General features: G+C 50.3%; 15 protein-coding genes and 5 pseudogenes. 12 read left to right on the forward strand and 8 right to left on the reverse strand.

Annotation, left to right across the window (positions count from 1 at the left end; all coding sequences use genetic code 11):
* Positions 1-97 precede the first annotated feature (97 nt).
* The 12 genes and pseudogenes from ABDK09_00590 to ABDK09_00645 all read left to right on the forward strand — a co-directional run bounded on the left by ABDK09_00590 (position 98) and on the right by ABDK09_00645 (position 11,272).
* Positions 98-1,327, forward strand: a complete 1,230-nt coding sequence (locus ABDK09_00590; GenBank protein XAW87986.1) for an aminotransferase class V-fold PLP-dependent enzyme — start codon at positions 98-100, stop codon at positions 1,325-1,327.
* Between the two features lie 172 nt (positions 1,328-1,499).
* Positions 1,500-2,309: a transporter substrate-binding domain-containing protein gene (locus tag ABDK09_00595; GenBank protein XAW87987.1), complete on the forward strand. Its 810-nt coding sequence runs from the start codon at positions 1,500-1,502 to the stop codon at positions 2,307-2,309.
* Between the two features lie 75 nt (positions 2,310-2,384).
* On the forward strand, positions 2,385-3,329 hold the full coding sequence (locus ABDK09_00600; GenBank protein ID XAW88494.1) for an amino acid ABC transporter permease: 945 nt from the start codon (positions 2,385-2,387) through the stop codon (positions 3,327-3,329).
* Positions 3,322-4,075 (forward strand): annotated as a pseudogene (locus ABDK09_00605) (amino acid ABC transporter ATP-binding protein). Before ABDK09_00600 ends, ABDK09_00605 begins: the two are co-directional and overlap by 8 nt.
* 456 nt (positions 4,076-4,531) lie before the next feature.
* Entirely contained in the window at positions 4,532-5,704 is a 1,173-nt protein-coding gene (locus ABDK09_00610; protein XAW87988.1) for a D-alanyl-D-alanine carboxypeptidase family protein, read from the forward strand.
* A 340-nt stretch (positions 5,705-6,044) separates the two neighbouring features.
* A complete protein-coding gene (locus ABDK09_00615; protein ID XAW88495.1) occupies positions 6,045-6,392 on the forward strand; it encodes a helix-turn-helix transcriptional regulator in 348 nt (115 codons plus the stop codon).
* Positions 6,393-6,929: 537 nt separating this feature from the next.
* Positions 6,930-7,130, forward strand: a complete 201-nt coding sequence (locus ABDK09_00620; GenBank protein XAW87989.1) for a DUF1656 domain-containing protein — start codon at positions 6,930-6,932, stop codon at positions 7,128-7,130.
* An 8-nt stretch (positions 7,131-7,138) separates the two neighbouring features.
* A complete protein-coding gene (locus ABDK09_00625; GenBank protein ID XAW87990.1) occupies positions 7,139-7,582 on the forward strand; it encodes a biotin/lipoyl-binding protein in 444 nt (147 codons plus the stop codon).
* 16 nt (positions 7,583-7,598) lie between these two features.
* Positions 7,599-8,003: an HlyD family efflux transporter periplasmic adaptor subunit gene (locus tag ABDK09_00630; protein XAW88496.1), complete on the forward strand. Its 405-nt coding sequence runs from the start codon at positions 7,599-7,601 to the stop codon at positions 8,001-8,003.
* Between the two features lie 5 nt (positions 8,004-8,008).
* Positions 8,009-9,832, forward strand: coding sequence for an FUSC family protein (locus ABDK09_00635; GenBank protein ID XAW88497.1), 1,824 nt, complete (start codon positions 8,009-8,011; stop codon positions 9,830-9,832).
* Positions 9,789-10,076: a hypothetical protein gene (locus ABDK09_00640; GenBank protein ID XAW87991.1), complete on the forward strand. Its 288-nt coding sequence runs from the start codon at positions 9,789-9,791 to the stop codon at positions 10,074-10,076. Before ABDK09_00635 ends, ABDK09_00640 begins: the two co-directional genes overlap by 44 nt.
* A gap of 477 nt (positions 10,077-10,553) precedes the next feature.
* Positions 10,554-11,272: pseudogene (locus tag ABDK09_00645) on the forward strand (carbonic anhydrase family protein).
* An 814-nt stretch (positions 11,273-12,086) separates the two neighbouring features.
* Here ABDK09_00645 and ABDK09_00650 read toward each other — a convergent pair.
* The 8 genes and pseudogenes from ABDK09_00650 to ABDK09_00685 all read right to left on the reverse strand — a co-directional run bounded on the left by ABDK09_00650 (position 12,087) and on the right by ABDK09_00685 (position 20,355).
* Positions 12,087-13,180, reverse strand: a pseudogene (locus ABDK09_00650) (nitronate monooxygenase).
* 84 nt (positions 13,181-13,264) lie between these two features.
* Positions 13,265-13,879: an outer membrane beta-barrel protein gene (locus ABDK09_00655; GenBank protein XAW87992.1), complete on the reverse strand. Its 615-nt coding sequence runs from the start codon at positions 13,877-13,879 to the stop codon at positions 13,265-13,267.
* 259 nt (positions 13,880-14,138) lie between these two features.
* A complete protein-coding gene (locus ABDK09_00660; GenBank protein XAW87993.1) occupies positions 14,139-14,504 on the reverse strand; it encodes an STAS/SEC14 domain-containing protein in 366 nt (121 codons plus the stop codon).
* Between the two features lie 200 nt (positions 14,505-14,704).
* Positions 14,705-15,339 (reverse strand): annotated as a pseudogene (locus ABDK09_00665) (response regulator).
* The gene (locus tag ABDK09_00670) at positions 15,339-16,724 is read right to left on the reverse strand and encodes a HAMP domain-containing sensor histidine kinase (GenBank protein XAW87994.1); all 1,386 of its coding nucleotides are present in this window, start codon (positions 16,722-16,724) and stop codon (positions 15,339-15,341) included. The pseudogene ABDK09_00665 and the gene ABDK09_00670 overlap by 1 nt, the downstream one beginning before the upstream one ends.
* A gap of 174 nt (positions 16,725-16,898) precedes the next feature.
* The gene (locus tag ABDK09_00675; protein XAW87995.1) at positions 16,899-17,543 is read right to left on the reverse strand and encodes a hypothetical protein; all 645 of its coding nucleotides are present in this window, start codon (positions 17,541-17,543) and stop codon (positions 16,899-16,901) included.
* A complete protein-coding gene (locus tag ABDK09_00680) occupies positions 17,503-18,456 on the reverse strand; it encodes a methyl-accepting chemotaxis protein (protein XAW87996.1) in 954 nt (317 codons plus the stop codon). Before ABDK09_00680 ends, ABDK09_00675 begins: the two co-directional genes overlap by 41 nt.
* 239 nt (positions 18,457-18,695) lie before the next feature.
* Positions 18,696-20,355, reverse strand: a pseudogene (locus ABDK09_00685) (putative transporter).
* Between the last annotated feature and the right edge of the window lie 440 nt (positions 20,356-20,795).

Consider the following 20,795-nt stretch of genomic DNA (forward strand, 5'->3'; position numbering starts at 1 on the left):
ATCTTGGCGGCTAGGATAGCCGATTTTTGTTCGCCAATCGAATTGACAATGGTGACCAACCACCGATCTAAGCCCGTGTAAAAGGAAATGAGTAATTATGCACTATCATGATGCTGACCAGACTGAACCAGAGACCTATGCTCCGCAGACTCAGGCGTTGCATGCTATGTTGCAGGCCGACCCGGTTCATCAGGCGATCGCGCCGAGTATCGTCATGTCAGTCAATCACAGTTTCAGTCCGGAAAGTGGTGCATTTTCGGCCTGCGGACTGGATGACATTGCGGATGCGCCTTACCTGTATGCCGGGTGGACCAATCCTACGGTACGCCTTTTAGAACAAAGGCTGGTGGTGCTGGAACATGCAGAAGAAGCCCTGGCTACCGCTACCGGTATGGCGGCCGCTTCCGGTCTGTTCCTCTCGGTGCTCAAAGCAGGCGATCACCTGATAGTCAGTGATATGTGTTACGCCGCCGTGTATGAATTTGCTACTCAGGTGCTGCCCGGATTTGGGATTGAAGTGTCGGTCGTGAATACTGAATGCACCAATAATGTGCAACAGGCACTTAAAAAGAACACCAAATTAGTGCATATTGAGACCCCGAGTAATCCTTTGCTTCGCTTGACCGATATTGGCGCGCTGGCGCAGTGTCTGAAATCTCACGGAGTACTGCTCAGTGTCGATAGCACGTTTTCTACCCCGGTTGTGACCCGTCCACTGGATCTGGGGGCGGACTTTGTCATCCACTCGCTGACCAAATTCATCAATGGTCATGGCGATGTGCTGGGCGGCTGTATCCTGGGCAGCAAAGCGCTGTTGTCGCCAATCAGAGCGATGGCAGGCGTTTATCTGGGCGCGACACTGTCGGCGCAGAGTGCCTGGCTGATTATGCGCGGGATGGAGACGCTTTACCCGCGGATGAAAACCTTGTGTGATTCCGCGTTACAGATCGCTCAGTGGCTGGAAAGTCATCCGCGTGTAGCACGCGTTTTATACCCCGGATTGGCCTCTCACCAGCAATTTAGTCTGGCGCAACGTCAAATGGATCATTTTGGCGGCATTATTGCATTCCAGGTCGATGACATTGATTTGATCGAGCAGCGTTTTGCCCATGAATCAGCGCTTTTTTACTACGCTTATTCTATTGGTCATCAGCGCAGCCTGGCTGTGGTAATGAGAACCGACGACTTAGATGCGTCAACTTACCGGTTTACGCCGCAGCAAAAAGCCGATTTTTGTCGCGATGCCGGACAAGGCGTGGTGAGACTTTCGATTGGCCTGGAGGCCGCGGAAGATTTAATTCGGGACTTGCAGCGTTTACTCAGGTAGTGGTTGCATATTTATACCATACTGTTGGTTATAAATTCGAAAAGTTGGTGGAACTCGGCGATAAAATATCGCATTATCTGCAAGACGTTAATGTCAGTCACATTTGTGTCGTCAGACAGCGTTTTTGTCATAGGACGAACGACAAAATAACAAGATCTACATAAGGGATAATATGAAAAAGTTCATTAAATCTTCTGCAGCCGGGCTGCTTTTCGCTTGCTCTCTGTTAGGTGCCTCTCAGGCTTCTGCGGCGGAGTCTGCGCTGGAAAACATTTTAAATACAGGTGAACTTAAAGTCTGTTTCGATGCGGGTTATATGCCGTTCGAAATGAAAACCAAAGATGGTCGTTACATTGGCTTTGATATCGATATTGCCAAGTACATGGCACGTTCGATGGGCGTCAAATTTACTCCGGTTAACACAGCATGGGATGGCATCATTCCTGCGATGCAAACCGGTAAATGTGACATCATTATGGCGGGTATGACGGTAACAGCGGAACGTAACCTGAAAGTGAACTTTGCCACGCCATACATCGTTATCGGTCAGTCAGTGGTGTTATCGCCAAAACTGGAAGGTAAAGTCACCAGCTACAAAGATCTGAATGATCCGAAATACACCATCGCCACCAAGCTGGGTACGACAGGTGCTGAAGCGGCGAAGAAATACGTACCAAACGCGAAGCTTGATCTGTATGACACGGAAGTGGATGCTGTGCTGCAGGTTGTTAACGGCAAAGCGGATGCCTTCGTTTATGACTTGCCTTACAACGCGATTTACAGTGCGCAGAACAAGGGCAAAGTGGTGCACCTGGAAAAACCGTTTACCTATGAGCCACTGGGTTGGGCAATCCGTCAGGATGACCCGAACTTCCTGAACTTCCTGAACAACTACCTGCGCCAGATTCAGGGCGACGGTACCTATGATCGTATCTACGATAAGTGGTTCAAGAGTGACAGCTGGCTGAGTGACGTACAGTAAACCTAGTCACTTAAATTGCCAAAGCCGGGCAGCACGACTGCCCGGTTCATTCCAAGAATAAAGAGAATCTGAGTGATGCAGTCAAAATCCTCAAATTGGGTCGGACATCTTATTTATGGTCTGATCATGCTAATGCTGGTCAGCGCGGTGTATTTTTCCGGGCGCAGCATTAATTACAACTGGCACTGGGATCGCTTGTGGCCATACGTCATCAATACCGAAATGCAGGAGATTCGTGCAACCGGTGATGGCACCGCAAGCATCAAAGACGGCCAGTTAGTCATAGAATTCGATAACCAGGCTTCGCCACAGGTTATCACCGATTACACTCAACTGATGGTGGGTGAGGGCGACCTTATCTTCCAGGGCGATACCGTTGCCAAACTCAACGAGTGGCAATTCGGCCCGATTGCGACCGGGTTGTGGGTCACGATAGAAATTTCGTTTATTTCATTGATATTCGCCGTGATTCTCGGGCTGATATTCGGCCTGATGCGGGTGTCTAAAAACCTTACGGTGCGCAATCTTGCCATTACCTATGTGGAATTAATCCGCGGCACGCCGTTACTGGTACAAATTTTCATTGTTTACTTCTTTATCGGCACAGTGCTTGATTTCGAGCGCTTTACTGCCGGTGTGGTGGCGTTGTCGGTATTTACCGGGGCTTACGTTGCAGAGATTGTGCGTGCCGGTATTCAGGCTATCCCAAGTGGACAGATGGAAGCGGCCCGTTCACTGGGCATGACCTATCCGAAAGCGATGCGTTATGTCATTTTGCCTCAGGCATTGAAGCGCACTCTGCCGCCACTTGCTGGTCAGTTTATCAACCTGATCAAAGACTCTTCACTGGTTTCAGTGATTTCCATCACCGACCTGACCAAGGCCGGACGTGAAGTGGTCAGCGGCAGTTTTGCGCCATTTGAAGTCTGGTTTACGGTAGCGGCACTTTACCTGGTGGTCACCGGGACCCTGTCGTGGGCTATCCAACGTTTAGAGAAGAGGTTATCGGCCAGTGACTAGTGAATACAACGGCGAAGATATGGTCTACGCCAGCGAAGTCGACAAATATTATCCGAACGGATGCCACGCACTTAAGTCAGTCTCCGCCACGGTAAAACGAGGTGAAGTGGTCGCGATCATTGGTCCGTCCGGCTCTGGTAAATCGACCTTCTTACGCACACTCAATCAGCTGGAAGAGATTTCTTCCGGCACCATCATAGTGGATGGGTTTGATATGTATGCGAAGTCGACGGATATCAACGTACTGCGTCAGAAACGTCGGCATGGTGTTCCAGAGCTTCAATTTGTTTCCGCACATGACGGCATTACAAAATGTGATGCTGGCACCGCTTAAAGTGGCCAAGCGCCAGAACAGCGATGTCATGGTGGATTCCAAACATCTGCTTAAGCGGGTGGGTCTGGAAGATCGCATGAACAACTACCCGTCGCATCTGTCCGGTGGTCAGCAGCAGCGTGTGGCGATTGCCCGCGCGTTAGCGATGAAGCCTGACCTGATGTTGTTCGATGAGCCGACATCGGCACTGGACCCGGAAATGGTGGGTGAAGTGCTGGATGTGATTAAAGGCCTGGCGAAAGAAGGCATGACCATGGTGATCGTGACCCACGAAATGGGCTTTGCCCGTGAAGTGGCGGATCGTGTTCTGTTTATGGAAGAGGGTAAGCTGCTGGTGGACGACCAACCAAAAGCGGTGTTTGATGACCCTCAGCATCCGCGTCTTAAGCAGTTCCTGGCCAAGGTGCTGTGACGTTTTATTCGTCCATACCTGATACTTTTGCGGACAGATTATAGTTTGTAACCATTTGCCGGGAAATAATCGCAAACCGAGCCTCACCAGGCTCGGTTTTTTGTTATCCAAAGCACACTTTCTGTGCCATAGCCTGAATTTTAGCCCGCTTTGGCGCATGATTTCACACAGTTTCAGGTGGATTGTAACGATCATTTACAGCTGCGTAAGGCTAAGTAAAGAACACTGCCTTAGCGGGTGACTCGGGTACAATAAACACCTCAATGCCCGGCCCCGATGGACGTACGCTGTACTGATTTTACAGGCGTAGCGAGTCATCGTATTGGCGCAAACATTTCTGGTTGTGGTGCGGGTCATCATGTTGTCAGCACCACAATCAAAAGCCCGATAACCTGATTCTCAGGTGGCTGGCAGTACTACAACGTTAATCAATATTAATGGTTCTGGATGCGGGTTATGAAAACAACTGGATGGATGGTCGCCATTTCTGCGACCGGTATGAGCTTATTTTCTGCATGGGCGACGGCCGAGCCGATCGTGATTCCCAATCCGCCGCAATTGTCTGCCAAAGGGTATGTGCTGATGGATTATCACACCGGGCAAGTCCTGGTTGAGCACAATGGCAATCAAAAAATGAACCCGGCTAGTTTGACCAAGCTGATGACGTCTTATGTCGCTGGTCAGGAGATGAAAAGCGGAAAAATTTCCGCCAATGATAATGTCACCATCAGCGAACATGCCTGGGCCAAAAACTTCCCCGATTCTTCCAAAATGTTTATTGAGGTCGGGACCAGCGTCAACATGATGGATCTCTACCGCGGTTTGATTGTCCAGTCCGGCAATGATGCCAGTGTAGCGATTGCGGAACATGTGGCAGGGTCGGAAAGCGGCTTTGTTGATTTGATGAACTCATGGGCGCAGCGACTGGGCCTGAATAATACCGCCTTTACCAACCCGCACGGGCTGGACAGCGATGGTCTCTACACCACGCCGTATGATATTGCTAAGCTGGCTCAGGCGATTATCCGTGATTTGCCGGATATTTATCCGCTGTATAGCGAAACGTCTTTTACCTACAACGGTATCACGCAGTATAACCGTAATGGTCTGTTGCATGACCGTAGTATGAACGTGGATGGGATGAAAACCGGTTATACCAGTGGTGCGGGCTACAGCCTGGTGACGTCGGCCACCAACGGTAACATGCGCCTTATCTCTGCAGTCATGGGCTCGGGCAGTCAGAAAGGACGGGAGTCGGACAGCAAACAGTTGTTGAGTTATGGTTTTCGTTTTTTTGAAACCGTGGCTCCTCATCAACAAGGTGAAGCGCTTGAACAGGCGCCTATCTGGATGGGAGAGAAAAGCACTGTAGCGGTCGGTGTGCCGCAAACCACATACATTACGGTCATGAAAGGCGAGCTGGCGCAGCTCAGCGGCCTGATTGAAATGGATAACGAGTTAGAGGCTCCCATCGAACAAGGGCAGGTTGTGGGCAAAGTGGTGTATCAGGTCGATGGCCGCAGTGTGGGAGAATCACCTTTGGTTGCACTTGAAAGCGTGCAAAAAGGCAGTTGGTTCAGCCAGGCTATGGACTGGATTAAGCGTTTGTTTGCCAGTCTGTTCTCCTGATTCTCTCTGTTGAAATGACGATGTTCTCAATGCCCGCGATTTGCGGGCATTACTTTTGGGGCATAGCTTTTTGGGGTATAGCTTTTTGTGGGCGTTACGTCTGCGGGTGTTACATTTGTGAGCATGACTTTTTGTATGTTCCGGTTTCGGTGTGCGTACCGGCTTTGAACACATCGTCGCCATCAGGTTATTTTGGTGACAAAGAGCTGACAATTAGGGCGATCTGGCTCGCAAACAGAGGCTTGCGGGGCAAACTCTGGACAGAAACTCACTTTCGATTGACATTGTGATTAACTGTTTTTGTCATTTTTATCGCATTGAGTTCAAGCGAGGAAATATGATGGAATTTGGCCCAGAAGATCGTCATGCTCTGTACGATATTTGGATGTCCCAAAAAGCAAAAATGCATTTAACCCAGATGGAAATGGCAAAACGACTGGGTGTCAGTCAGGTGGAATTTTCTAACCTATTACGCGGTAACGCTCCGCTGACCATGTCTTTTGTAACCACCTTCTGCCAGCATTTGCATGTTGAGCCTTACAATGTGCTGCCGACATTAAAAAGTAAGTTTACCTCCGGTGAGCATTTAGTGCGTTTGCAAAATCGTATTACTGTCGACGGTGAAATTCAACGCGTCCAGGTCGATGGTAACCAGGTCATTATCGAATATACCCATCTGTCTCACTAGTCGCTCCGTTTCAGGCCTGTATCACGCGTGGGTCGTCACTTCACAACGGGGTTAAGCAATCCCGTATCCGCCGGGTATCAGCTCGTTGTTTAAGCGGGCGATATCCTTTCCTTACAGGCCTTATTCTGACGCTCTACACAATCATTTGTTCTTTAAAGTTAATAGTCTGCGTCCTGACAGGTGCTTGATGGCTGGCGGCTAAATATGCACAATGGTGCAATTAGTATCAATTCATTAAGAAGTAATAAGTCATAAAGAAGTAACAATTTATTAAGAATAAGCTGTCTTCGTTTGTTTATCCCATTTCGTTCTCTGTTTTTGATGCTGGCACCAAACGGTGGTTACCTGGCGGGATCGCCGATCCCGCAGCCTGTGCTGTCACTGCGTCCCTCCGGGCCGCGAAAGCGATGGTTGATTGCAACTGAGGCCGGTGTATTCAGCCGGTGTGATCTGCCTGCCGGCGGAGTGCCACCAATTCGGCATATTGTCATGACTTGGGTATATACTATTAATCTAACCTACTGAGATGATTTCGTTATGTTTGAAGAATTAGCGCTGGGAGGCTTGCTGTTCAGCCCGTTGGTGATGTTTGCACCTATGGCCTTTGCGCTCTCCTGTGTGTCCAGGCTAGTGCTGCACAAGACTGGCGTGTATCAAAAACTGTGGAAAGTAGCTTGGTTTGAAGTCGGGCTGTTTGTCTGTTATCTGGCGATTATTATTCATTTTTTCGGGAGTTAATGTTGAATATGGGAAAAGTATTGCGTATTTGTCTCACTCTGGCGGTGGTTATCATTGCCGTGATTGCCGGTCACTGGGTATGGGATCATTATCTCTACTCACCCTGGACCCGTGATGGCCGAATCCGCGCCCAAGTGATCACCATAGCTCCGGACGTGTCTGGCTGGGTTGATACCCTCAATGTGCAGGATAACCAGCAGGTATCAAAAGGGGAGCTCATCTTCAGTGTCGATCCCACCCGCTATGCCGCCAAGATCAAAGAGCTGGAAGCGGAAGTGGAAAACAAACAATACGCGCTCGATCTGGAACGTCACCGCTATGTACGTCGTCAGCAACTGACGAGTAAAAACCTGATCAGCGAAGAGACCGTCGAAAGCGCTCGTATTAATACCGAAACTGGCAAAAGCAAGCCTGGATATCGCCAAAGCACAGCTCAATACCGCGCAAATTAACCTCGATCGTACTCAGATTCATGCCCCGGCGGATGGTACGCTGATTAATCTTAATTTACGTGAAGGCAACTACGTCAGTCAGGGCAGTTCAGTCCTGTCGCTGGTGAAAAAAGACTCTTTCTACGTCACCGGGTATTTTGAAGAAACCAAGCTGCCGATGATTAAAGTCGGCCAGTCGGCCAAAATCACCCTGATGAGTGGTGGTAAGCCGTTAACCGGTAAGGTGGTTAGCATTGGTAAAGCAATCGCGGACACCAACACCAACAGTAATGGTCAGTTATTGCCTCAGGTGCAGCAAACATTTAACTGGGTTCGTTTGGCGCAGCGTATTCCGGTCGATATCAAGCTCGATCCGCTGGATGAAAACGTCAATATCAGTGCCGGTATGACAGTGTCGATCTATCTGCAAGAGGCTGAGTGATCGTCATGGGTGTGCTGCTTAACGCCTTACTGATGCCGAACAAACAGTCGGTGATATTTGCGATAAAAGGGGTGGTCGCGATGGCGCTCTCCCTCTATATCGCCATGTTTCTTAATCTGGATCGTCCTTACTGGGCACTGGTCTCGGCGGTGTTTCTGCAGATCCGTCCGGAAAGTGGCCTGGTGATTGAAAAAGGTATCTGCCAGATTGTCGGTACCCTGGTCGGGGGGATTGTCGGGATTACGATCCTGCAATGGTTTATGCCTTATCCTGAACTGGCGATCGGTTGTCTGGCGCTGTGGCTGGGGATCAACTCAGGCATGGGCGCTATGGTGCGTCGTACCAACTTTATTTATCTGTTTGCGATGGCAGGTATCACGGCTTGTCTGATCGTGTTGTTGGTGATGGTGTCTCCGGCCACCGCCAGCAGCCAGACCATCTTTGCAGTCGCCCAGGCCCGGGTCAGTGAAATTATTGTAGGTGCGATTTGTGCCGCTCTGGTCAGTAAACTGGTCTTTCCGATGCAGGTTAAAGACGGGCTGCGCACCCACGCCCGTCATGTGATTAACCAGACCCTGAGTTACCTGAATCTGGAACTGGACCCGAACGGTTCTCACGAAGGCCGTCATCAGCATGTCGATACCATTCTTGAGTCGATTGCGGCCATGAGTGATGACCAGAGTGCGGTAGTCTACGAGGGCCCGGAGGGGCCGGGTCAAAGCCGCGCCGCCAGCCAGATATCCAACAAAACCTTGTCTCTGCTGGCTATGATTCAGATTTTCGGCCGCCTGCAGCGTAACCACCCTGATTTAATCGGCGAATATCTGACAGAAATGCTTGCTGACATGCGTGACTCATTCAAACGTATGGAAGAGACCAACGACTACAACGAATGTTACAAACAAGCGCAATCTTTGCGCCGCCGCCAGTTGGTGTACAGTAATCAGGCATGTGATTTGACACCGCTGCAATCGCGGCTGATGAAAGTGTCGCTCGAACTCAGCGCCGATTTGGTGATGATTCTGAAAGGTTACAATGCGCTGATCAGCGCTGAGCCTGTGCGACTCAACGCGCCGACCCAGAAAAGCTACAAGGATCCACTGGTGGGGCTGGTGACCGGCGGGCGAACCATGCTGGTGTTTCTGGCAGGGGCTGGCTTGTGGATTGGCACGGGCTCAACAGCCGTGCTGATGATGATGATTCTGCCGGTTATTTTCTCGATTATGCTGGCACGTCTGCCAATGACGATTCTGATGATTGTTCTGCAGCGTCTGCTGGTCGGGGTCATGATTGCCGTGCCGGTTGCGGTGTTTTACGGCCTCAATCTGCTGGCTCAGAGCAGCGGAGACTACGAAATACTGGTCATGGTGCTGGCCGGCCCGTATTTCTTTGGCCTGATGGCATTGGCCAACCGGGCGACCTTGCCATATGGCCTGGGATTTTGTATCCCGTTCACGATTTTGATCAGCCCGAGTAATGATATGAGCCGGGCATTCTCAGTCGATTACACCCTGAGTAACGCGCTGTCGATTTTTGTCGGGGTGACGGTGTTGTACTGGATGTTCAAGATGATCACCGGGCCTGGTCTGCAGCTGATGCAATATCGCCTGTTGCGTGCTACCAAGCAGGATCTGAGCGAGATCATGAACCACCCGTCGCCTGAACACTGGTTTAATGCCCGCATGGGCGATCGTTTGTTGCGGATTGCGACGTACGATAAAAGCATGGCGACCCGTACTCGTGATATTACCGAAACTGGCTTTGACCGGCCTGAACCTCGGACACGTGTCGGTACGTCTGCGGCGTATGGTCGGCAGCGTGGTGGATGATGACCTGCAGCAAGGGCTGGAGAACTGGCAGAATGCGTTGGCTGAGGCCTTCATGCAGTGCTCAAGAGGGCAGTTCTCCTCGCAATTTAACAAGGCGTGTAATGACTTGTTGACGCAGTTACGTTTTTATCCGCTGTTGCCGGGCCAGTACGAAATTGTGGAAGGGATGTGCGAGCGTCTGACCATGACGTTTGAGCGCCTGACGCAAACCATTGCCGATAACCAGACTCATATCAGCGATTAAGGAAAGATCTGATTAAGTTATCACTTTCTGCTTAAGCGTTCACCTTCTGCTAACGTCATTGTCTGACTGCTTAAACCCGCTCAGTTTCGTTTACCGCAAACTGAGCGGGTTTTTCGTTAGTAGCAGCCCAGAAACTGTGTATCGCATATGACGCGATTTAGCTTCCAGTTTTACCGGCCGTACTCATATTGCCAGTAAGATGAGTGCGATGGTCCTTCCAACTCTCCGCTTCAATCTTATATTTCAGCATTCACACAGGATAAAAAGGGTTTTTACTGTCTGACGAAATTGACAACCCGTTGTTTTAAATCAAATCCGATACCGGCAGGTGTTGATAACTTACTGCGCATCGATGGATTACCAGTAGTGAATCGCTTTGACCGATAGCTCGCTGTTTATCATTGGGTTTATTGCAACGTGTTGACAACTTACAACGTATTTAACGCCTCAGGGCAACAGAAAAACCAAGGAGATACAATGAACAAGCTTTTGCTGGCAATGTCTGTGTGTGCTTTTTACAGTGCCGGAGCGGTGGCATCGGAATGGGGATATGAGGGGAGTCATGGCCCGGCTCATTGGGGCGGTGTTTCAGAAACCTGTGCGAAGGGACAAAATCAAAGTCCGGTCGATATTGAAGGAGCCGTACCCGCTAATCTTTCAGCGTTGAATGTTAGTTATCAGGGTCAGGTGACCGCTCTGACTAACAATGGCCACACCTTACAAGCGACTGTAGAAGGTAATAATCAGCTGCAAGTTGATGGTAAAACTTTCACCCTCAAGCAGTTTCATTTCCATACCCCGTCGGAAAACCTGATTAAGGCTCATCAATACCCGCTGGAAGCGCACTTTGTGAATGCGGATGAGCAGGGTAATCTGGCCGTAGTTGCAGTTATGTTCGATATGGGCTCAGAGAATACCTCTCTGAAGCAATTGACGGAATCTCTGCCAGATAAGGGTCACACGATCGGTCTGACTCATCCGTTTGCCGTTGACACGCTGTTGCCGGAGACCACTCATTACTACCGTTTCAACGGTTTTCTCTTACGACACCACCTTGCAGTGAAGGTGTACGTTGGTTTGTTATGCAGCAGCCTAAAGCATTGTCGGAGCAACAACAGGCAGTCCTGACGGGTATGATGGGTAAAAATAATCGTCCGATTCAACCGCGCAATGCGCGAATTTTCGTCAGTAACTAACGTCAAAATTTGTTATTTCGCGATATTTTTCAGGGCTGAAGGATAAATTATTCAGCCCTGATATATTTGAGTCATGTTATTTACTTATATATCCCCTGTCTGCCTGAAGCGGTAGCGGTGTTGCTGCAACTCCAACTAGCTTGGGGATACATTGAATTCAATATGGGTTTAATATTTATAATAATTTATTTTGCTATTATTTAAATATAAAGATCCACTCTGAATAAAGTCATTCAGAGTGGTGATTAATATAAATCAGAATTAGCTTTTATTTGGGTTAATAAACCAACACCCTATAAATTGAAAATCACAAATGATGCTAAGATCACCCGTGTTTGCATTAATTTATAACCTTGCGTTTACTTTATCGTTTTATTTTTGCAAAGACAAATGAATCTCTGCAGCAAAAATGAAATGATAAATTTCATATTTATCGCTATAACTGCTGTGTGAAGGTGGTTATGGTGCGGAGTCTGAATTTTTTGTCTGATAAATTAACTGATTATGGAGAGAGTTTCTTATCAGGTAGAAAGGTCTTTTTGGTTTTTATTCCTACTATATTTAATACATTTGCATCACTATTTTAGTGAGTGTTAACGATCACTCTCGGTGGTGTTTAAATTTAGGTCATAATTGATGACATCATTCAGCGCCATTGATGAAGAAACCAGGTTATTCTTTACGCAAGTTCAATTTCGAAGACACCTGTTTGATATTCAGTAACGTTAACGGTTAAGGATACAAGTGTGACTCTTTTTCACAGCGATATCTGGTGATGAAAACACCAGATATCAGAGTGAGAATGGGTTTGAAGTCAGTGCGGGTAGGGCTCATCATACTGGCATTGACAATCGATCATTCCGCTTTCACATGCCAGCAGCAGGGTCAGCTCCGCCGCAGAAATTTCAACGCAGCCGGATGGGTTTTGTCCGCACCACAGCGGAGAAAAATCATCAAGGCCCCGGCTTTCTGCCAGTTTACGCAATGCAGTGACTTCGCTGGCGGCATACGGGAAATCAGCCACCGAGTCACTGAGGTAACCTTGTTCACTCATTAACCGATTGACGATGCCGCGCGCCGGGCGACCGGAAAACAGGTTGGTCAGGGCGGTATGTTGTGAGCGCTCACTTTTAATGGCAGCGCGATGCAGCGCTGATGTTTTTGCCTCTGTGCACAGCAGGTAAGCTGTACCGAGCTGAACCGCGCTGGCACCCAGCATCATTGCTGCCCGAATGCCACGGCTGTCAGCGATGCCGCCGGCAGCAATGACGGGGACCCGTACTTGCTGGGCGATTTGTGGTACCAGTGCCGTGGTACTGATTTGGGTGCTGGTGTCCTGACTCAGGAACATACCGCGATGTCCTCCGGCTTCGACGCCCTGAGCAATAATCGCATCAACACCTCGTGCTTCAAGCCAGCGCGCCTCTTGCAATGTGGTTGCGGAGGCAAGAATTGTACAGTCCCAATTCTGGATTCGTTTGAGCAGATCCGGCTCCGGCAGGCCGAAGTGAAAACTCAGTATACCCGGGGTTGAAACGGCTCGATGGCATCGGCGATATCGTGGCTGAAGGGCATCCGGCTGGCTCCGCTTTCTTGTTTCGGTAGCGGTAAGTCCAGTTGCTGAAAATAAGGGCTCAGAGCTGTTTGCCAGCGTTGTTGCCTGCCAGCATCGAAGGCAGGCATGGAGTGGCAGAAAAAGTTGAGATTAAACGGTTTATCCGTTGAACGCTGAATGTGTTTAATTTCCTCCACCATGGTGTCGGCACTCAGCATCGCGCAGGGCAGGGAGCCCAAGCCCCCGGCCTGACACACCGCGATTGCCAGTTCGCTGTCTTGCACACCAGCCATCGGCGCCTGAATAATGGGCAGCTCGCACCCCAACAGCTCGTCAATGTTTCCTGTGTACATACGCTCTCCTGACAATAGCGGCCTGCGAAGATTTTAGATGTTGGTAGAAACAGACCTTGGTCGCCGACAGGGCTGCTCTTTAGATTAAAACTGGTAACCTACACCAATGTAGCCAGTCGACACTGTGACATCTATGTCTTCCACATCTTGTGCTTGAGCGACACGATATCCGGCATGCAGACTGATATTGTTGCGAAAAGCGACGCCGATCTCTGCACCGTACTGGAAGCCGCCCTTAGACGCTGACGCAGAAGATCCGGTTGATGTGTTTTCTAATTCAAAGTCAAGATGCCCTATGCCGCCAATCAGACTAACATAAGCATCTACTTGCTTGTAATGTTTAATGAAACGAGGCTTGATGTTCACAAAAACAGCATCGCCGTCGGCATCGACTAAATCAGCATATTGAACTGTGCCAAAATGGCGGTACTCAATTTCTACGCCCAATTTTACATCGCGATGAGTGTTAAATTCGTATCCGGCGGCGAGGTTGTATCCAAAATCGCCAAAGTCACCGCTTTCTTTGATTTTTGAATCACCGCTTTCCAATTCTGTATCGTTAAAAAATGCCAGGTCGGCGCTAAGGTAGACATTGCCGATATCCTGTTTTTTGTCAGTATTGTTATCGTCTTGTGCAAACGCCGCCGCGTTTAGGCCAAAGATTGTGACCGCAGGAAGTAACCAACTGCTAAATTTCATTAGTGCCTCTTTTTAATATTTTTAGCTCAAATTGCATGAATAGACAGACTTTCACCTTAGCACAAATGCAAATAATTGATATGCAACCATTTGTTTTAAAGATGATATTGATAACAAAAATTGTCGTCAATGGTTATGCCTGGCAGGAGAGTAAAAGAATGCGGGAGAGTGAAAGAGTGGTCAAAAAATGCGGATTAGCAGCGTCAGTGGCCGGGCTAGCCCGGCCACTTAATCGAATCAGCGCCTTCGCCAGTTCTGCTCAGCTATTTAGCCAGGCTTCAGCCTGCGCTTTTTCGCTGCGGTCAAATGCCTTGATTTCTATATGGGGCATCAGTTTGCCCTCCAGTTCACTGGCGGTTTTGATCCACTGTTTATCGGACAGAATGGCTGCCTTATTGAAGCTTCGCATCAGGGCAATTAATTCAGGCATCTGTTTCAGCTCAACCCAAATGGCATCCAGTGTGGGCAGATGATAATCGATGACATCGTACAGCATCACGCCATTTTCCATGCCTTCACCCTGGGTCAGCAACTGATCCAATGCGAAAGTCATGCCTTCTTTATCAAGAGTGCCGCTGATTTGAATATCGAGGCGGTTTTCTCCATGACGGTTAACGGAAAACATAGGTCACCCCCTTTCTGGCTAGAAACAAGCTCCATTTAAAGGATAGGGCGCAGGGTTTCACCTTGCCAATACGGGCTAGTGAACTTGTGTGACCTGTGCTGTCCGCGCCGCGTTACATGTGAGTACGGCATGCTGCCAGACTGCAGCAAAAGCAAACGGAGAACAGTGAAGGCAAGCAGAGAGCTGCGAAGGTAATAAACTTACTGCAGCAAGCTGGCGTATATTTGCTGGCCTTGCGCGGTCAGAGAGTAGACCCGCTGTTCTTCTTTAACTACCAGGCCGCTGTTGACCAGCTGGCGTAAGTGAAAGTTAAATTTGGTGTGATCTTCGACTCCCACCATGCGACACAAATCCATGAATTTGACTTTGCGGTGCAATTTGAGCTGCTTCACTACGGTGCGCCGAATCGGATTGGACAGGGCGCTGAAAATCTGGTCATGATGACGTTCTTCAATCTGGGCTTTCGGGCTGCGCTCCGCATGCACCCGCTTCAGGGTGACCGACAAGGTGGTCAGATTAAACGGCTTGGTGAGAAACTCATCCGCGCCTTTTTTCATCGCATCAACCGCCAGATCGACGGTAGCAAAAGCCGTGGTGATCACAATGCCGATGTTAGGTTGCAGGCGGCGCAGGGTTGTCAGCGCATCAATACCTGTCATGCCACCCATCACGACATCAAACAGGGCAAGATCAAACGGTTTTCTCTGGCCGCGGCATCCAGGGCATCTTCGGCATTAGTACATGCGGTCACATCAAACGATTCCAGTGCCAGCGCTTCGAGTAGGACTTCACGCAGTTGCGGATCGTCTTCTGCCAGTAACAGTTTTAACGTCATCAAATATTCCTCGGAATGCGAACTTCCACTGTCAGGCCGTTATCGTGGTTATAGAGCAGCAGTTCGCCGTTGTGTTGCATAATTATTTGTTTGCACAGTGCCAGGCCCATGCCGGTTCCTTCACCTTTGGGTTTCGTGGTAAAAAACGGTTGGGTCGCCTTGTGTAACAGGGCATCCGGCATACCGCCACCACAGTCAGTGAAGGTGATGATGGCGTATTGTTGATTCTGAATGGCGCGGATCCGCAGTACCTTGGTGTCATGACTGGCATCGACGCTGTTACCAATCAGGTTGCTGAACACTTCTTCCAGCAATCCGGCATCACCGGAAATGCCCAGCTGATGGTCAACGTCAACCAGCACATCGAACTCTTCCAACCGGTACTGATTGAGCGTTAACGCCTGCTCAATAACCTGTGACAGGTTCACAGGCTGACGCTGGATTGGTCTGTGGTGTGCATAGTTGAGTACCTCCTGGCTGATTTCCGCAGCCCGGTTCAAGCCGAAGCGGATGCGGTCAATCTGGCGCTTGTGATTGGCATTATCGTTTAGTTGGCGCTCGAGTAAATCACAGCTCATCAATGCACTGCTGAGCGGGGTTTTGATCTCGTGGGCAATCGCCGAGGTCAGTTCACCAAGTTCGCGCAGTTTGGCATCTTGCAGAGACAACTGCAGGTTTGCCTGCAACTGCTGATCGTGCTCGCGGTCAAAAACACGCAATGTATGCCAGAGGCTGAGCATCACGGCATACGCACAAACCAGACGCAGCAGATGCACCCACAAAGGTTCAGGCCCCTCACCGAGCAGGCTGGCACACAGCGCGTAGCTTATCAGCGATAACCCCAGTGCCTGAAACGGCAGTGCTGAGCCGTAGCCGTTGCTGTTAATACGACGTGCATAAGAAAAGAGCGCGCAGCCGGCCAGAATGCTGAATCCGACCCCCAAGGTCCAATACAGATAGTTACTGGCATAGTGCACAAACACCGGATAGCTGAATTGGCTGTATAACCAGTACAAGTGGCTGAGCAAAATCAATGTCAGCAGCCAGATAACACGTTTAATCCGGCGCAGCAGAGCCTCATTCCAGCTTGTCAGTGCCAGCATGCGCCAGGCGAAGTAAGCCAGAGGGATAAATGACAGCCCCAATTTTAGCACGAGGAATGTTTCCAGCTGCCGGGTCAAAGCGAATTCATGCTGATAGAGATCGAAATAGAGTTCAGACCAGAGATGCGCAGCATGAACAAGCCCGAACAGGGCGAAAACCGGCAGTACTTTGGCAATCAGAATTTGGCTGTTGTTGAGGTTACGCGAGAATATAGCGAAAGCGATGGCAAAAAAAGCCAGTCCGGAAAGAAGGTAAAGTTTGAAAATGATAAGCATGTCCATGTCGGGAGTCTAATTAACCTGGTCAACACTATCAATTGGCAAACTTGCTCAAAACCTCACAGTTAGATTGCAGTAATCGTAGGTGTGGCACGCTTTCACCCCCCCGCACAAATGAAAACTTCGACCCGCCGATCAAAGCAGACGGGCCGAATGACATCTCAAGGAGAGGTCGGGTTACTGCGGTGGCGCGTAACCGAGGCGCATTCCGCCCCAGTGACGGCCGTTCACGTAAACCGGTACCGAGATATCGTGCATCACTTCTCCGGTGTCGCGCTTATAAGTTTGCAGCAGCATGGTTTGCTGATGCTGGCCGCATCGCATGCCGACCCGGTCTGAAAAGATGCGTTTGGTGCGGTTGCCCACCATATCCTGCTGTTGGTTGCCGGTCAGTGGCTGGCAGAACTTATTATTGTGAGTCGGGACGTAACCATGGTCGTTGGTCGCAATGGCATACACCATCTCTGGCCGCCGGCTCAGAACCGGCTCCTGGAGGGCAGGCAGTACCGAATCGCAGTATTTATCAAATGCGGTCTGATATTTGGCTGGCTGGGTGTTGCCAACGGGCTGGTGCTGGCGGTCAAACAAGGCCTGCTGCGATATCACACCACTGGTGATGTCCTGCTCGAATTTTTCACCCACCGCCGTCGCCAGCGCCGAGGCCAGTTCATAGAAAGGCCGGTGCATGGATTGCGGATAGTGTTCGACCAGGACCGCGTTACTGTGTTCGGCAAGTTGCATTAAATGTTCTGCTTCGGTCTGTAGTTCGAGCAGTTCGTGATCACTGGCCGACAGTTTCCTGCTGGCTATGGGTAATGGCACGGGCGATCTGACGCAGGCTCTGTTCATTACTGGCCACGTCGTCACTGATGGCGCTCATCTGGCTCTCGACCTGTTGTGACTGGCTGGCAATGGTCTCCAGCCGTTGGCTGACACTTTCAACCCGTGCGACACCTTGTGTCACATTCGCTGCCACTTCTCCTATTGACTGGGTCACCTGCCGGGTCTGAGCCAGGATCTCTGCAACAATCTCTGACACTTCCTCGGTACTGCGCGCAGTACGCTCTGCCAGGTTACGCACTTCATCAGCGACCACGGCAAAGCCGCGTCCGCTTTCTCCGGCACGTGCTGCTTCAATCGCGGCGTTCAGAGCCAGCAGGTTGGTCTGAGCGGCAATACTTTCAATTACTTCGACCACGGTTTCGATACGCTCAACCTGAGATTCCAGGCTCTGGATCTGCGCCACTGAGTCTGCTGTCTGTGAGCTGAGTTGCTGCATACTTTGTACGGCTTGATCTAGCTCTGCCCGTCCTTCCTCACTGGTCGCCCGCATCACTTGAGTGGCCTGCAGGGCTGAGTTAGTGTGTGAGGCGCTGACGGCCAGCGTGTCAGTAATGGCTTCTGAGCTGTCAGAAATCCGTTCTATTGATGTCACCTGACGCGAGGTTTGCTGTTTAACGGTGTCAATGGCGTACGACACTTTGGCGGCGCTAACCGCATTCTGGTTCAGTTCGGTGGCTATCTGCGCGGCGACCGGATCGCTGCCGTCCATGGAATGGATGCTTTTCTGGTTGGGATGGCGCTGCTTTAGCTGCCACGGAGCAAGGCAGAGCGCGACAGCGCTGCCAAGCACGATCATTAGCGCACTGCTGAGACCGAGCCATTGTCCGGCTGCGGCCGATAGCAATGCGCACAGAGCGATCGCTAAGCCTAAACGTTGTTGAGTCGATAACATACTTCGTCCTAATCATTATTATTGTGTTTCGTTTGTTGGACTATAACGTGATTAATGTGCCGGAAGCGGTGAGCTTGTGCGGGCTTTCACTAAAGTCTGATGGTGAGCTTGGCTGAAATATGCTGAGAATGCGGCGCAGTTTGCACTCTGAACGGGGAGTTTAGGGGAGGGGCATGCGAAAATAACGCTCGCGGCGGACCTGAGCCCGCCGCGTCATGTTCATGATATGGCCTCTGTGCTCAGAGGCTCCACAAAATCAACGCCAGAATTTGCGGCGAAAGGATGCGCAGGCACATTACCAGCGGATACACCGTGGCGTAGGCCAGCGCAGAAGCACCGCTCTCTTCATGAATCGCATTGGCAAAGGCCAGGGCTGGTGGATCGGTCATCGAACCGGCCAGCATGCCGCAGATGGTCAGGTAATTCAGCTGGCCGAACAAACGCGCCAGAATGCCAACAGTCAGTAATGGGATCGCGGTGATCATCACGCCATAACCCATCCAGCTCAGGCCGTCACCATCGACCAGCGTGGTGACAAAATTGCCGCCGGATTTGAGTCCGACCACTGCCAGAAACAGCACAATACCGATTTCGCGCAGTGCCAGGTTGGCGCTCGGTGGCATAAACCAGTACAGCTTACCAATGCTGCCAATCCGGGCCAGAATCAAGGCAACGATCAGCGGGCCACCCGCCAAACCGAGTTTTATTGCGGCGGGAAAACCGGGCAGATAAAACGGAATAGAGCCAAGCAGCACGCCAAGGCCAATTCCGACAAACACCGGCAGCATCTGCACCTGTTGCAGTTTCTGGTGAGCATTACCGACAATACCGCTCACCGCTTCGATGGCTTCCTGACGACCGACCAGATTAAGAATGTCACCGAATTGCAGGGTCGACTGGCTGGTCGGGACCAGCTCAATACCGGCGCGGTTGAGACGAGAGACCACCACATCGTATTTCTGTTTCAGATCGAGATCGCGCAGTTTCTTACCCAAAACGATCTCATTGGTCACCACCAGACGTTGGACCCGCAATTCTGTGCCACGGGTCGACAGGGAGGCATCGACTTCTTCGCCGATCACCAGCCGGGCTTTATCAAGTGCCTTTTTATCGCCGACCAAATGCAGCAAATCGTCGACTTCAACTCGCGATTCCGGTTTAGGAACATGCAGAGTATCGCCCCGTTTGAGGCGAGAACACACAATGTCGCCTTCACTCAGAGCCGGAATGTCTTTGAGGAATAAGCCATTCAGGTTGGGATTACGCACCGCCACGTTCATGGTGTGCAGGCTCTCTTTTTTGTGTCCGTTGTGCGTCTCGAACTCCTGCGCTTCGTGATTGATATTGACACGAAACATCATTCTAAGCAGCCACATGGTCAGCAGAATGCCGCAGATACCGAACGGATAAGCGATAGCGTAGCCCATCCCGGTAAGGTCAAGCAGGTTACGTTGCTCACCCAGTTTCGGTCAGAATCTGTTGGCCGGCACCCAGCGAAGGGGTATTGGTGACGGCACCGGAAAAGACGCCGAGTATCACCGGCAAAGGGACATCAAACAGATAATACAGGCCAACGGTCACAGTGCAGCCGAGCAGCACAATCAGTACCGCAAAGCCATTGAGCTTAAGGCCGGAACTGCGCAGCGAGGAGAAGAAGCCCGGTCCCACCTGAATGCCTATGGTGTAAACAAATAGGATCAGACCGAATTCCTGGATAAAGTGCAGGGTTTCATAGTTGAGCGTGACGCCCCACACCCCGGTATAGTGACCAACCAGAATACCGCCAAACAGTACTCCGCCAATCCCAAGACCAACGCCGTAGATCCGCCAGTTCCCAATCCATAAGCCCTGCACCGCCACCAGCGCCAGAATGCTGATAGAAAGCGCAATATCACTCATAGTGAAGCTCCTGATTTCATTTAAAATCGGGGAGGGCAAATTACAATGAACGGCGGACAGGGGCAGGCTTTCGCACAGTGACTGTTTGCGGTGTCCGTGTAGACGGCACCATATTGACAGCGGTTACTCCGGTAACCGTTGCAACGACAACAGCGTTCAGGTCTGCGGCTGAAGGGTTCAAATGCTGCCGGCGATTTCGATCAGAAGTGTATTCTGTGTAAACCCGCAATGTGAGTATCGGTTATGTTGTCCCGGTATCAGATCATGACAGCTTTGGTATTGCCCTTAACTGATACTGAGTATGAATTTATTGCGGGGGCAAAGTTAACCGGATTGATGCAAAATTGTGCGCCTGGGCAGAAATAAATTTTGTGTGATAACTAACTGTTAAACATACGTAAATAGTGTTAATCGGCTGGCATGATTGATGTTGGTTTTAC

The organism is Vibrio sp. CDRSL-10 TSBA, from assembly GCA_039696685.1.
Taxonomy (GTDB): Bacteria; Pseudomonadota; Gammaproteobacteria; order Enterobacterales; family Vibrionaceae; genus Vibrio.